This is a genomic window from Streptomyces sp. NPDC008121 (genome assembly GCF_042957155.1).
Taxonomy (GTDB): Bacteria; Actinomycetota; Actinomycetes; order Streptomycetales; family Streptomycetaceae; genus Streptomyces.
In genome coordinates, this window is the sequence record NZ_JBIBHT010000003.1 from 789,712 (window position 1) to 802,190 (window position 12,479).

The 12,479-nt window shown below is 72.6% G+C and carries 13 protein-coding genes; 8 read left to right on the top strand and 5 right to left on the bottom strand.

Features of this window, described 5'->3' with window-relative positions; all coding sequences use genetic code 11:
- Window positions 1-163: 163 nt before the first annotated feature.
- On the bottom strand, window positions 164-1,393 hold the full coding sequence (ilvA, locus tag ACFZBD_RS13605; RefSeq protein WP_391139516.1) for a threonine ammonia-lyase: 1,230 nt from the start codon (window positions 1,391-1,393) through the stop codon (window positions 164-166).
- A gap of 147 nt (window positions 1,394-1,540) precedes the next feature.
- Here ilvA and ACFZBD_RS13610 point away from each other — a divergent pair, with 147 nt between their 5' ends.
- The 4 genes from ACFZBD_RS13610 (at window position 1,541) to ACFZBD_RS13625 (ending at window position 3,182) form a co-directional block, all read left to right on the top strand.
- Window positions 1,541-2,056, top strand: a complete 516-nt coding sequence (locus tag ACFZBD_RS13610; protein ID WP_391139517.1) for a MarR family transcriptional regulator — start codon at window positions 1,541-1,543, stop codon at window positions 2,054-2,056.
- A 31-nt stretch (window positions 2,057-2,087) separates the two neighbouring features.
- Window positions 2,088-2,669, top strand: a complete 582-nt coding sequence (locus tag ACFZBD_RS13615; RefSeq protein WP_391139518.1) for a sigma factor-like helix-turn-helix DNA-binding protein — start codon at window positions 2,088-2,090, stop codon at window positions 2,667-2,669.
- On the top strand, window positions 2,666-2,911 hold the full coding sequence (locus ACFZBD_RS13620) for a hypothetical protein (RefSeq protein ID WP_391139519.1): 246 nt from the start codon (window positions 2,666-2,668) through the stop codon (window positions 2,909-2,911). The genes ACFZBD_RS13615 and ACFZBD_RS13620 overlap by 4 nt, the downstream gene beginning before the upstream one ends.
- Window positions 2,912-2,990: 79 nt before the next feature.
- The gene (locus ACFZBD_RS13625) at window positions 2,991-3,182 is read left to right on the top strand and encodes a DUF1059 domain-containing protein (protein ID WP_391139520.1); all 192 of its coding nucleotides are present in this window, start codon (window positions 2,991-2,993) and stop codon (window positions 3,180-3,182) included.
- Between the two features lie 75 nt (window positions 3,183-3,257).
- Here ACFZBD_RS13625 and ACFZBD_RS13630 read toward each other — a convergent pair whose 3' ends face one another.
- A complete protein-coding gene (locus ACFZBD_RS13630; RefSeq protein WP_391139521.1) occupies window positions 3,258-4,412 on the bottom strand; it encodes a cystathionine gamma-synthase in 1,155 nt (384 codons plus the stop codon).
- A gap of 197 nt (window positions 4,413-4,609) precedes the next feature.
- Between ACFZBD_RS13630 and ACFZBD_RS13635 the strand changes: the two genes are divergently transcribed.
- The 3 genes from ACFZBD_RS13635 (at window position 4,610) to abc-f (ending at window position 8,389) form a co-directional block, all read left to right on the top strand.
- A complete protein-coding gene (locus ACFZBD_RS13635; RefSeq protein WP_391139522.1) occupies window positions 4,610-5,722 on the top strand; it encodes a hypothetical protein in 1,113 nt (370 codons plus the stop codon).
- A 94-nt stretch (window positions 5,723-5,816) separates the two neighbouring features.
- Entirely contained in the window at window positions 5,817-6,476 is a 660-nt protein-coding gene (msrA, locus tag ACFZBD_RS13640) for a peptide-methionine (S)-S-oxide reductase MsrA (RefSeq protein ID WP_391139523.1), read from the top strand.
- A gap of 257 nt (window positions 6,477-6,733) precedes the next feature.
- Window positions 6,734-8,389 carry a ribosomal protection-like ABC-F family protein gene (gene abc-f, locus ACFZBD_RS13645; protein WP_391139524.1) on the top strand — a complete coding sequence of 552 codons (1,656 nt, stop codon included), beginning with the start codon at window positions 6,734-6,736 and terminating at the stop codon, window positions 8,387-8,389.
- Here abc-f and ACFZBD_RS13650 read toward each other — a convergent pair.
- On the bottom strand, window positions 8,357-8,728 hold the full coding sequence (locus tag ACFZBD_RS13650) for a DUF1330 domain-containing protein (RefSeq protein WP_391139525.1): 372 nt from the start codon (window positions 8,726-8,728) through the stop codon (window positions 8,357-8,359). The genes abc-f and ACFZBD_RS13650 overlap by 33 nt on opposite strands.
- Window positions 8,729-8,887: 159 nt before the next feature.
- Window positions 8,888-9,934 carry an alcohol dehydrogenase catalytic domain-containing protein gene (locus ACFZBD_RS13655; protein ID WP_391139526.1) on the bottom strand — a complete coding sequence of 349 codons (1,047 nt, stop codon included), beginning with the start codon at window positions 9,932-9,934 and terminating at the stop codon, window positions 8,888-8,890.
- A 129-nt stretch (window positions 9,935-10,063) separates the two neighbouring features.
- Here ACFZBD_RS13655 and ACFZBD_RS13660 point away from each other — a divergent pair, with 129 nt between their 5' ends.
- The gene (locus ACFZBD_RS13660; RefSeq protein WP_391139527.1) at window positions 10,064-10,924 is read left to right on the top strand and encodes a helix-turn-helix domain-containing protein; all 861 of its coding nucleotides are present in this window, start codon (window positions 10,064-10,066) and stop codon (window positions 10,922-10,924) included.
- Between the two features lie 76 nt (window positions 10,925-11,000).
- Here the strand turns inward: ACFZBD_RS13660 and ACFZBD_RS13665 are convergent, their stop codons facing one another.
- Window positions 11,001-12,266 carry an Ig-like domain-containing protein gene (locus ACFZBD_RS13665; protein ID WP_391139528.1) on the bottom strand — a complete coding sequence of 422 codons (1,266 nt, stop codon included), beginning with the start codon at window positions 12,264-12,266 and terminating at the stop codon, window positions 11,001-11,003.
- Between the last annotated feature and the right edge of the window lie 213 nt (window positions 12,267-12,479).

Here is a 12,479-nt window from a genome sequence, read left to right on the forward strand (position 1 = left end):
CAGCGATTCGGGCGTTTGCCACCCCAGCTTAGGGACGCGGGGCCCCCGCCGCCCACCCATTTTGTGACGGGTGCCACACGGTGTCGCCGCACAGGACGACGCGCCTTCCGCCGCCCTGTGTCCGCGCGCGCGGGGGCTGGCCGCCCTGTGTCCGCGCGGGGGGCTAGCCGATCACCGCGTAGCCCGCCTCCCGCAGGGCCGCCGCGACCTCCTCGCAGTGCTCGGGGCCCTTCGTCTCCAGGTGGAGTTCGACCTCCGCCTCCGTCAGGCCCAGACGCGGATCGGTCCGCACATGGCTCACGTCGAGCACGTTCGCGTCGACCACCGTGAGCACCGCGAGGAGCGTCGCCAGCGCCCCCGGCCGGTCCGTGACCCGCAGCCGCAGGCTCAGATAGCGGCCGCCGGCCGCCATGCCGTGCCGCAGGACCCGCTGCATCAGGAGCGGATCGACGTTCCCGCCCGACAACACCGCCACCACCGGCCCCCCGAACGCCTTCGGATCGCTCAGGAGCGCCGCCACCGGGCTCGCCCCCGCCGGCTCCACCACCAGCTTCGCCCGCTCCAGGCACAGCAGGAGCGCCGTCGACAGCGCGTCCTCGGAGACCGTACGGACCTCGTCGACGTACTCCCTGACCAGCGCGAACGGTACGTCGCCGGGGCGCCCCACCTTGATCCCGTCGGCCATCGTCGCCGGCGCGTCGACCATGACCGGATGCCCCGCGGCCAGTGAGGGGGGATAGGCGGCCGCGCCCTCCGCCTGGACGCCGACGACCCGCACGTCGGGGCGCACCGACTTCACCGCGAGCCCGATGCCGGCCGCCAGACCGCCGCCGCCCATGCCGACCACGATCGTCCGGACCTCCGGGCACTGCTCCAGGATCTCCAGGCCGACCGTGCCCTGACCGGCGATGATGTCCGGGTGGTCGAAGGGGTGGATGAAGACCGCTCCCGTGCGGGCCGCGTACTCCTCCGCCGCCGCCAGCGTCTCGTCCACGACCTGCCCGTGCAGCCGCACCTCGGCGCCGTACTCCCGGGTCGCGGCGACCTTCGGCAGCGGGGCGCCGAGCGGCATGAAGACCGTGGAGCGGACCCCCAGCAGCGAGGAGGCCAGTGCGACGCCCTGCGCGTGGTTCCCCGCCGAGGCGGCGACGACCCCGGCCGCCTTCTGCTCGGGCCGCAGCCCGGAGATCCGTACGTACGCCCCGCGCAGCTTGAACGAACCCGTCCGCTGGAGGTTCTCGCACTTGAGGTGGACCGGGGCCCCCACCAGCGAGGACAGGTGCCTGCTCCCCTCCATCGCGGTCACGCGGGCCACCCCGGAGAGCATCTTCTGCGCCCCGCGGACATCGTCGAGGATCAGCGGATGCAAGGGGCCTGGCGTACGGAAGCTCATGACAGCAAGTCTCGCAGCTCACGGGCCTCGTGGCCGCCCGGCCGGCGGGTGGCCGAGCGGGTTTGCGCAGCGCCGGTACGGACTCCCACAGCTCCGCGTACTCTGTCCCCCACCAACCGACCACCGCACGAGAGAGCCCTTGCAGCCATGCCCACATCTCAGGACATGACGACTGAGCTTGACCCCGGTCTCCTCGATGCCCTCCAGCACCAGGTGGCCGTCTTCGCCCGCCGGGCCGAACAGACCCGCCTCGGCGGCACCGGTCAGCTCCGCAACTCCATGGACCGCGCCGCCTACCTGCTCCTCAACCGGCTGGACCAGGAAGGCCCGATGGGCGTGAAGGCCCTCGCGGCCGGCATGGGCATCGACTCGTCCACCGTCACCCGGCAGGTCGCCCCGCTCGTCGACACCGGTCTGGTCAAGCGGACCTCGCACCCCGAGGACGGCCGCGCGGTCGTCCTCCAGCTCTCCCCGCGCGGCCTGACCCGCCTGGAGGAGGTCCGCTCCTCGCGCCGGCAGCTGATGGCCGAGGTGACGGACGGCTGGACCCCCGCCGAGCGCGAGTCGTTCTGCACCCTGCTCACCCGCTTCAACTCCGCGCTCTCCGCCCGTCAGTCGGGCCTCCCCGCGAACCCGGAAGCGGAGTCCGGCCCGACCTCTTGACCTGGGCCGCGCCCTGTCCTCATATGAGGACGTGCGAGAAGGACGGGACGGCATCCGGCGGACGCCCGGACCCAGCGGCGAAGAGCGCCACCGCACCCGGCAGTTCGAGGCGTTCGTGGCCGGGGCGGCGGGGCGGCTGCTGCACGCCGCGACCCTCCTCACCGCCGAGACACCGGTCCGCAACCCGCGCGCCCAGGCGCTGTTGACCGCCTCCCTCGCGCACACCTACGCCCAGTGGGCGCGGCTGCGCGGAGAGGATCCGTACGACGTCACCCGCGCCGACCTCGTGGCCCGCTTCGCCCGCGCCGCCTGGCGGCACCACCGCGCCCGGGGCGGCGGCGTCCTCGCCCCGCTCACCCCGCAGGAACGTCTCGTCGTCGTGCTGCGGCTCTACGAGAGCGTCGCAGAGGAGCAGACCGCGGCGCTCCTCGGACTGCCCGAGGAACGGGTCCGCGCGATCTGCGCCCGCTCGGTCGTCGCCCTGCGTGCGGCGGCCGCGCGCCCCGGGGCCGAAGCGGCGGGAGAGCCGGGATCGGCCGAGGGGCCGGGCAGGACCGGGCGGCCGGGATCGGCGGAAGGGCCGGGCACGACGGAGACGAGGGCCGCCTCATGAGGCACGAACGGCGGGAGGACGAGGTCCGGCGGATGCTCGAAGCGCCACATCCGCGGGTCCCCCGCGACCTGTCGGCCCGGGCCGTCGAGCGCGGGATCCGTCTGCTGCACCGGGACCGGGCGGTGCGCCGGGTCCTGTGGACGCTGCTCGTCATCGCCGCGGTCGCCTTCGCCGTGTGGGCGTCGGTGGTCCGGCCCTGGGAGGTCCCGCCCGGCACGACTCCACCCCTCGAAGGCTGGTGAGGAGGGGCATAGCCTGGAAGGAGCGGTACGCGGCCACGGGACGAAGCGGTGGTACGCGGTCCGAGCCGAGGAGGTCGTCATGGCCAGGAAAGTCGCCGACTGCCGCAAGACTCCCAGCGTCATGAACTGCACGCTCACCATCATCGGTGACGAGGAGGAGGTCGTACGGGCCGCCTCCGAGCACGCCGTCTCCGTGCACGGCCACACCGACAGCCCGGAGCTGCGCGCGATGGTCCGTGACTCGCTGGAGGACGAGAAGGTCCCCGCCTGAGGCGCTTCGCGGAGCGGCGGGCCCGATGGGCCCGGGCGCCCGCGAGGGACGCCCGGGCCTGGGTCCGGCGAAGGACTAGCCCAGCGCCTGGCGCAGGTCGGCCAGCAGGTCGTCGACGTTCTCGATGCCCACGGAGAGCCGGACCAGGTCCGCCGGGACCTCCAGGGCGGAGCCCGCCACGCTCGCGTGCGTCATGCGGCCCGGGTGCTCGATCAGCGACTCGACACCGCCCAGGGACTCGCCCAGCGTGAAGAGCTCGGCGCGGTCGCAGACCGCGACGGCCGCCTCCTCGCCGCCCGACACCTGGAACGAGATCATCCCGCCGAAGGACTTCATCTGCTTCGCGGCGATCTCGTGGCCCGGGTGGTCCGGCAGGCCCGGGTACAGCACCTTGGTGACCTTCGGGTGCTGGGTCAGCATTTCGGCGATCTTCTCGGCGTTCTCGCTGTGCCGGTCCATCCGGACGGCGAGCGTCTTGATGCCGCGCAGCACGATCCACGAGTCGAACGGCCCCGCCACCGCGCCCATCGCGTTCTGGTGGTACGCCAGTTCCTCGCCGAGCGCCTCGTCGGCCGTCACCAGCGCGCCGCCGACGACGTCGGAGTGGCCGCCCATGTACTTGGTGAGGGAGTGGACGACCACGTCCGCGCCGAGCGCCAGCGGCTGCTGGAGGTACGGCGAGGCGAAGGTGTTGTCGACGACGAGCTTCGCGCCGGCCGTGCGGGCCACGTCCGCGACGGCCGCGATGTCGGTGATGCCGAGCAGCGGGTTGGAGGGCGTCTCGACCCAGATCACCTTCGTACGGTCGTTGACCGCTTCCCGCACCGAGGCGAGGTCGGAGGTGTCGGCGACGGAGAAGTCGACGCCCCAGCGCTGGACGACCTTGGCGAAGAGCCGGAAGGTGCCGCCGTAGGCGTCGTTCGGGATGACCACGTGGTCGCCGGGGGCCAGCAGCGTGCGCAGCAGGCAGTCCTCGGCGGCGAGGCCGGAGGCGAACGCGAGTCCGCGGCGGCCGCCCTCGAGCGCGGCGAGGTTCTCCTCGAGGGCGGTGCGCGTGGGGTTGGCGCTGCGGCTGTACTCGTAACCGCCGCGGAGCCCACCCACGCCGTCCTGCTTGTAGGTGGACACCTGGTAGATGGGCGGGACGACCGCGCCGGTCAGCGGGTCGGCCGTGTTGCCCGCGTGGATGGCGCGGGTCTCGAAGCTCTGATGAGAGTGCTGGTCGCTCATGGTTCAGGAGCGTAGTCCCGAGACCGGCTCCGCGCCGCCCACCGTCTCGACCGGTGTCTCACGGAGGCCGGATCCGTGGCCGACGGGCGCCGGGTCCGGGCTCCGGGGGGGCGCCGGGCCCGTCTCCCCCCGGGCGGCCGGTCCCGGCCGGCGGGCACCCCGGCCGGTGTCCGCCGGCCGTACGGGACAATGGACGCATGGAGATTCTCTGGTTCCTGCTCGCGATGGGGCTGCTCTTCGCGGTCGTCGCTCCCTTGGTACGGCGCCGCCGGGGCGATGTCGTCGGCATCCACCAGGTGGCGCCCGGCTCCCCCGACGCCGCCGATCCGGAGGCGTACGGCTTCCTCCGCCAGGAGGAGCAGGACGTGCGGATGCCCGGCCCCGACCCCGACCTGCTCGACGTCCTCGACGTGGTGCAGGCGACGCAGGACTGGCGGGCGGCCGCGCAGCTGCTGGCCGGGACGGAGAAGGAGGGCGAGGTCCGCTGGCAGCGCGTCCAGGCGTTCGCGGGCGCGGCCGCCCTGGATCTCCAGCAACGGCCCGGGGTGGGCGGCGCGTGGCTGCGCGCCTGGCGCGCGGACGCGCCGAAGGACGCGGGCGGCGCGGCCGTGCACGCCGAGTTCCTCGTGCAGCAGGCGTGGCGCTCCTCGGCGGCCGGCACCGACGACTTCCGGATCATCCTCGAAGAGGCCCGCAAGGTGACCGAGGAGGCGGCGCTGCTGGCACCCGGCGACCCCGTCCCGTACATCACGCAGCTCGCCATCGCCCGCGGCCTCGGCTACAGCCACGAGGAGTTCGACCAGGTCTGGGCGAAGATCATCGACCGGGCGCCGCACCACATGGGCGCCCACCTCTCCGCGCTGCACTTCTGGTGCGAGAAGTGGCACGGCTCGCGCGAGGACGCCGACCGGTTCGCGACGGCGGCCGCGGCCCGCGCCCCGCGGGGTTCGCTGCTCGCCGCGCTGCCGCTGTTCGCGGTGTACGAGCACCTGCCCGAGGTCATCATGGTGCGGGACTTCTACCGCTCGGCGGTGGTCGGCAAGGCGATGGAGGGCGCGCTGTACGCGGTCCACTCGGCCCGCCCCGACGACCCGATGCTCGCCCACGTCCGCCACCTGCTCGTCCTGTTCCTGGTCCGCGGGGAACGGTGGGCCGAGGCGATGCGGCAGCTGGTGCACGTGGACGGGCACGTCGGCGCGCTGCCGTGGACGCTGAACGGCGACCCGGCGGCGGAGTACACGGTCTACCGCAACCTGGCGGTGGCGGGGTACGAGGCGAACGGCGGCAGCCCGGCGACGCTGTCGCACTGAGCCGCGTCTCGCGTGAGCCGCGCCCGGGGGCCGGGGGGAATCCCTCCCGGCCCCCGGGCGTTGTGCGTACTGCCCACCGTCGAGGAGATGCCGCATGTTCCTGTCACGCACCCCCGTCCTCCCCACCCCCGAGCAGGCGCTCAAGGGCCGTCCTGAGCCCGAGTTCGCAGTGCCGGAGCGCCACACGGTCCTCGGCAACCCGCTGCTCGGGCCGTATCCCGAGGGGCTCGAGGTCGCGGACTTCGGCCTCGGCTGCTTCTGGGGCGCCGAGCGCACGTTCTGGCAGACCGAGGGCGTCTGGACGACGCTCGTCGGCTACCAGGGGGGTCACACCCCTAACCCGGCCTATGAAGAGGTGTGCTCGGGCCTCACCGGCCACACCGAGGCCGTGCGGGTCGTCTTCGACCCGTCGGTCGTCTCGTACGAGCGGCTGCTCAAGCTCTTCTGGGAATCGCACGACCCGACCCAGGGCTTCCGCCAGGGCAACGACGTCGGCACCCAGTACCGCTCGGCGATCTACACCCGCTCCCCCGAGCAGGCCGGGACGGCGGAGTCCTCCCGCGCCGCCTACCAGCGGGTCCTGACCGGCTCCGGCTTCGACACGATCACCACGGAGATCCTCCCCGCCGAGGGCCGGACCTTCTTCCCCGCGGAGGGGTACCACCAGCAGTACCTCGACAAGAACCCGGCGGGCTACTGCGGCATCGGCGGGACGGGCGTCTCCTGCCCGATCGGCGTGGCGAAGGCCGAGTAGGAGCAACGGGACAGCGGTGAAGAGGGGCGGGCCGGCGCGACCGGCCCGCCCCTCTCGGCCGCTCCCCTAAATCGCTGGGACCCCCTGGGAGCCCGGCGTTAGACTCGCTCGCATGATGGGTTCGTACTACTTCTTTCTCTGATCCCGGCCGCGGACACGGCTCGACCCGCTGACGGCGTCTCGCGACGCGGCGGTGGCGATCGCCGGTGTCCCCTTCCCGTCCGGCCAGGAAGAACCCAGCATCCAGGGAAAGAACCATGCGCGATCGCGCCCAGCTCACGCTCGGTCATGTCTCCAAGGCCTATGGGGACCGCTCCGTCCTCGACCAGGTCTCCCTCACCGTCCGTCCCGGCGAGAAGGCCGCCGTCATCGGCGAGAACGGCGCCGGGAAGTCCACCCTCCTGCGGTTGATCGGCGGGGCGGAGGCCCCGGACACCGGGGAGGTCACCGTCCGGTTCCCCGGTGGCGTCGCCCGGCTCGCCCAGACGCTCGCCGAGACGTACGGCGTCGGCCCCGACCGGACCGTGCGGGACACCGTCGACGCCGCGCTCGCCGGCCTCCGGGCGATGGAACGGGAACTGCGCGCCGCCGAGGAGACGCTCGGCACCGCGACGCCCGAGCGGCTCGCCGCCTACGGCGAGCTGCTGACCTCCTTCGAGGAGCGCGGCGGCTACGAGGCCGACGCCCGCGTCGACGCCGCACTCCACGGGCTCGGCCTCGGCCACGTCCCGTACGAGCGCCGGATCGGGACGCTCTCCGGCGGGGAGCAGTCGCGGCTGGCGCTCGCCTGCGTGCTCGCCTCGGGCGCCGAGCTGCTGCTCCTCGACGAGCCGACGAACCATCTCGACCGGGCCGCCGCCCGCTGGCTGGAGGAGCGGCTGCGGACCCACCGCGGCACGGTGGTGGCGGTCACCCACGACCGAGCGTTCCTGGAGGGGATGGCGACCACGATCCTGGAGGTCGACCGGGACACCCGGGCGGTGACGCGGTACGGCGACGGCTGGTCCGGCTACCGCGCCGCGAAGGCCGCCGCCCGCCGCCGCCGGGCGCGGGAGCACGAGGAGTGGCGGGAGGAAGTGGCCCGTACGCAGGGGCTGGTGGCCGCGGCCGGGCAGCGGCTCGCCGTCTCCGGCAAGGATCCGGGGCAGGGCTTCGGCAAGCACCGGCGCTCGCACGAGAACAAGCTGTCCGGGCAGGTCAGGGCGGCCCGTCAGCGGCTCGAGCAGCTCCTCAGGGAGCCGGTGCCGGCGCCGCCGGAGCCGCTGCGGTTCACGGCGCGGCTCGCCACGGCCCGGGCCGGGGGCCCGGATCCGGCGGGGCCCGGTGACGTCCTCGCCACGCTCGCCGACGTCGTGGTCGGCGATCGGCTGAGGATCGACGAACTGCGGGTCCGGGCCGGGGAGCGGCTGCTCGTCTCCGGGCCCAACGGCGCCGGCAAGACCACGCTGCTGCGGGTGCTCGCCGGGGACCTGCGGCCCGACAGCGGCACGGTCAGCCGCCCGGACCACGTCGGCTATCTGGCGCAGGAGCTGCCCGCAGTGCCGGTCCGCGCGCCGCTGCTCACGGCGTACGCCGCGGGCCGTCCGGGACCGCCGGAGGAGTACGGGCCGGAGCTGCTCGCCCTCGGGCTCTTCCGGGAGGAGGACCTGGGCGTGCCGGTGGCCGCGCTCTCGGTGGGGCAGCGGCGGCGGCTGGAGCTGGCCCGGCTGGTGGCTCGGCCGGCGGATCTGCTCGTCCTGGACGAGCCGACGAACCATGTGGCGCTGTCGCTGGTGGAGGAGCTGGAGGCGGCCCTCGCGGCGTTCGCGGGCGCGGTGGTCGTGGTCTCGCACGACGACCGTTTCCGCGCGTGCTTCGACGGCAGGCGGCTCGATCTGTGCTCAGGCCGTGCCGTCGCCCGACCCCGCGTGTGACTCCGCGCGCAGGAGCGCGGCGGTGCCGGCCGGGTCGTAGCCGGGGCCGACGCCGTCGATGAGCTGGATGTCGCCCGGGATGTGCCGGGTGCGCAGCGGGATCAGCTCCTGGTAGGCGGCGGAGTCGTACCAGCGGCGGGCGTGGCCCATGGAAGGGAAGCCGATGAGGACGACGCTGCCGGGCCACTCGCCCTCCTTGACCTCGCGCTCGGGGGCGCCGTGGACGAGGAAGCGGCCGTCGTAGGGGTCGAGGGTGGCCTGGATCCGCTCCATGTAGACGAGGACGTCCTCGACGGGGGCGGTCCGGGGGTACAGGTTGGCCAGCGCGTAAGCGGTCATGACGTCAGGATGCCGGGGCATGACGTACGGGGTCGATGACCCCGGAGGTCATGCCCCGGCCTCCGGGGTGACCGCCTGGACGGCGGGTGCGCCCCGGGCGGCCGGCGTGCCCCGGCGTCCTGGCGTGGGGGCCGATGCCGCGTCGCGCCCGGGCGTCCGTCAGATCGTCGACGCGTCGATCACGAAGCGGTAGCGCACGTCGCTCGCCAGCACCCGCTCGTACGCCTCGTTGATCCGGTCGGCGCTGATCAGCTCGATCTCGGCGCCCAGGCCGTGCCGTGCGCAGAAGTCGAGCATCTCCTGCGTCTCGGCGATGCCGCCGATCATGGAGCCGGCGAGCGTCTTGCGGCCGCCGATCAGCGAGAAGAGGTTGAGCGCGATCGGCTCCTCGGGGGCGCCGACGTTGACGAGCGCGCCGTCCGTCTTGAGCAGGCTCAGATAGGCGCCGAAGTCGATCGGGGCCGAGACGGTGGAGACGATCAGGTCGAAGGAGCCGGCGAGCCGGGTGAAGGTCTCCGGGTCGGCGGTGGCGTAGTAGTGGTCGGCGCCGAGCTTGAGGCCGTCCTCCTGCTTCTTCAGGGACTGGCTGAGCACGGTCACCTCCGCGCCGAGCGCGTGGGCGATCTTGACGCCCATGTGGCCGAGGCCGCCGAGGCCCACGATCGCGACCTTCTTGCCGGGGCCGGCGTTCCAGTGGGCGAGCGGGGAGTAGAGGGTGATGCCGGCGCAGAGCAGCGGGGCGGCCTCGTCGAGGGCGATGCCCTCGGGGATGCGCAGGGTGTAGTTCTCGTCGACGACGATGTGGGTGGAGTAGCCGCCGTAGGTCGGCTCGCCGCTCTTGTCGAGGGCGTTGTACGTGCCGATCATGCCGCCGCCGGCGCAGTACTGCTCCAGGCCCTGGAGGCAGTACGCGCACTCCCGGCAGGAGTCGACGAAGCAGCCGACGCCGACGCGGTCGCCGACCTGGTGCCGGGTGACCGCGGAGCCGACCTCGGTGACGATTCCGGCGATCTCGTGGCCGGGCACCATCGGGAAGATGCCCTCGCCCCAGCCGTCGCGCGCCTGGTGGATGTCGGAGTGGCAGATGCCGGCGTACTTGATCTCGATGAGGACGTCGTGTTCCCCCACCGGACGGCGCGGCACGGTGGTGCGCTCCAGCGGGGCGTTGGCGGCGGGTGCGGCATAGGCGGAAACGTTCGTGGTCATGCTGTCGAGCATGCCTGGCCGGGCGGAACGTACCCAGCCCCCTGTTCTGCCTACGTCCAGCGTGCCTACCACTGGCAGGGACAGGCTGGCCGGTCCGTCCGGGCACCCGACCTGGGATAATCAGGACACATGGATCTCAGTGCCGAACTCAGCGAATTCCTGCGCTCGCGCCGGGCCCGGCTGAAGCCGGAGGACGTGGGTCTGCCGGAGTTCGGGCGTCATCGGCGGGTGCCGGGGCTGCGCCGGGAGGAGCTGGCGCAGCTGGCCGGGGTGTCCGTGGCGTACTACACCCGTCTCGAACAGGGCAACGGCCGCAATGTGTCGATGGAGGTCCTGGACGCGATCGCCCGGGCGTTGCGGCTGAGCGACACCGAGCGGGCGCATCTGACGCACCTGGCGAAGCCGACGGCGAAGAAGAAGCAGCAGCGGGCGGCGATCGTCCGGCCCCAGCAGGTGCGGCCGGGGCTGCGTCATCTGCTGGACTCGCTGGACGGTGTCCCGGCCTTCCTGGTCGGCCGGCGGCTCGACGTCCTGGCGTGGAACCGGATGGCCCGGGCGCTGCTCGGCGACTTTGCGGCGATGGAGCCGGAGGAGCGCAATCTGGCCAGGATGGTCTTCCTCGGGCCCAACTCGCGTGATCTGTACGTGGACTGGGAGTGCAAGGCGACCGAGGTGGTGAGCGTGCTGCGGCTGTACGCGGGCTGCTATCCGGAGGACCCGGCACTGCTCGCACTGGTGGGCGAGCTGTCGGTGCGCAGTGAGGAGTTCCGCTCGCTCTGGGCGGCGCACACCGTCGCGGACAAGGGGCACGGCACGAAGCGGCTGCGGCATCCGCTGGTGGGCGAGATGACGCTGGCGTACGAGAGCCTGAAGGTGGCGGGCGGGGACCCGGACCTGGTGCTCGTGACGTACCAGGCGGAGCCGGGGACGGCGTCGGCGGACGCGCTCGCGCTGCTCGCGCAGTGGGGGGTCGAGGAGGTCGTGCGCTGAGGCCGGCCGGTACGCGTACGGCGGCCCCCTCCCGGTCGGGAGGGGGCCGCCGTTTCTCGTACGGGTGGCTCGCGGGTCAGACCGCCGAGCCGGCCTTCCACGCGGACCAGCTCATGTTCCAGCCGTTGAGGCCGTTGTCCGGGGCGATCGTCTTGTCCTTGGAGTTCTTGACGATGATGACGTCGCCGACGATCGAGTGGTCGTAGAGCCAGGCGGCCGTCTGGTTCGGGTCGCCGGCGCCCTTGACGTCGTTCAGGCCCACGCAGCCGTGGCTGGTGTTGGAGTTGCCGAAGATGGAGTCCGGGCCCCAGTAGTTGCCGTGGATGAAGGTGCCGGACGTGGAGAGCCGCATGGCGTGCGGGACGTCCTTGATGTCGTACTCGCCCTTGCCGTCGTCGTCCGTGAAGCCGACGGTGGCGCCGTTCATCCGGGTCTCCTTGAACTTCTCGGAGATCACCATCTGACCGTTGTAGGTCGGGTTCTCCGGGGAGCCGGCGGAGATCGGGATGGTCTTGACCGTCTTGCCGTCCTGCGTGACCTTCATGGTCTTCGTGGCGACGTCGACGGTGGAGACCTGGTTGCGGCCGATCTTGAAGGTGACGGTCTTCTGCTGGACGCCGAAGACGCCGTCGGCGCCCTCGACGCCGTCGAGCTGCAGCTTCAGGGTGACGGTCGAGCCCTCGGTCCAGTAGTCCTCCGGACGGAAGTCCAGGCGCTGGGAGTTGAACCAGTGCCCGACGATCTCCTGGCCGCTGCTGGAGGTCACCGTGACGCCGCTCTGGACGGCCTTCTTGTCGGTGATCGCCTTGTTGAAGTTGATCGAGACCGGCATGCCCACGCCGACGGTGGAGCCGTCCTCGGGGGTGAAGTTGCCGATGAAGCTGTTGGCCTGGGAGACGGTGGTGAAGGAGGAGTTCTCGTGCGCCTCCAGGCCGTCCGCGTCCTTCGCCGAGGCGGCGATCTTGTAGACCGTGGACCGCTTCAGCTGCTCGGTCGGGGCCCAGCTCTTGCCGTCGGCGGCGATCTCGCCCTTGACGCTCGCGCCGTCGGCCGTGGTCATCGTGACCTCGGTCAGCGTGCCGTCGACGACGGTGACCTTGGCGTCCTTGTTGATCGAGGCGTTGTCGGCGCCGTTCTTCGGCGAGATGGATATCTGGGCCTTCGACGTCTTCTGCGCCGCCGCCTCGTCGACCTGCGCCTGTGAGTTCGGCGTCGGCGAGCCGGCACTGCCCTTGTCCCCGTCGCTGCACGCCGAGAGCACCAATACGCCACCGAGCACCGCGGCCGCGGCCGCCAGGCTCTTGCGGCGGCGCTTGCCGTCCGTCATCACACGCTTCTCCATCGTCGCCGAGTCCCTGCCCACACTGCTCTGAACATCCATGACACCCCTTCCGGTTCCGGAACCGGAAGGATTGTGGGAAACACCACTGATCGACACGCTGACGCGGGCCGCCCGGTTCCCGTACACGTGAAAGCCCCGGCGGACGTCGCGCCGAGCGACGTCGCACCGGGGCTCGTGGCGGGGGGCGGCAAGCGCCGCGGTCCCCGCCAGGCC

Excerpts from the sequence above, each read along its gene's own strand:
- ilvA (WP_391139516.1), bottom strand. The coding sequence starts at position 1,393 with ATGAGCTTCCGTACGCCAGGCCCCTTGCATCCGCTGATCCTCGACGAT.
- ACFZBD_RS13610 (WP_391139517.1), top strand. The coding sequence starts at position 1,541 with ATGCCCACATCTCAGGACATGACGACTGAGCTTGACCCCGGTCTCCTC.
- ACFZBD_RS13620 (WP_391139519.1), top strand. The coding sequence starts at position 2,666 with ATGAGGCACGAACGGCGGGAGGACGAGGTCCGGCGGATGCTCGAAGCG.
- ACFZBD_RS13625 (WP_391139520.1), top strand. The coding sequence starts at position 2,991 with ATGGCCAGGAAAGTCGCCGACTGCCGCAAGACTCCCAGCGTCATGAAC.
- ACFZBD_RS13630 (WP_391139521.1), bottom strand. The coding sequence starts at position 4,412 with ATGAGCGACCAGCACTCTCATCAGAGCTTCGAGACCCGCGCCATCCAC.
- ACFZBD_RS13635 (WP_391139522.1), top strand. The coding sequence starts at position 4,610 with ATGGAGATTCTCTGGTTCCTGCTCGCGATGGGGCTGCTCTTCGCGGTC.
- msrA (WP_391139523.1), top strand. The coding sequence starts at position 5,817 with ATGTTCCTGTCACGCACCCCCGTCCTCCCCACCCCCGAGCAGGCGCTC.
- abc-f (WP_391139524.1), top strand. The coding sequence starts at position 6,734 with ATGCGCGATCGCGCCCAGCTCACGCTCGGTCATGTCTCCAAGGCCTAT.
- ACFZBD_RS13650 (WP_391139525.1), bottom strand. The coding sequence starts at position 8,728 with ATGACCGCTTACGCGCTGGCCAACCTGTACCCCCGGACCGCCCCCGTC.
- ACFZBD_RS13655 (WP_391139526.1), bottom strand. The coding sequence starts at position 9,934 with ATGACCACGAACGTTTCCGCCTATGCCGCACCCGCCGCCAACGCCCCG.
- ACFZBD_RS13660 (WP_391139527.1), top strand. The coding sequence starts at position 10,064 with ATGGATCTCAGTGCCGAACTCAGCGAATTCCTGCGCTCGCGCCGGGCC.
- ACFZBD_RS13665 (WP_391139528.1), bottom strand. The coding sequence starts at position 12,266 with ATGGAGAAGCGTGTGATGACGGACGGCAAGCGCCGCCGCAAGAGCCTG.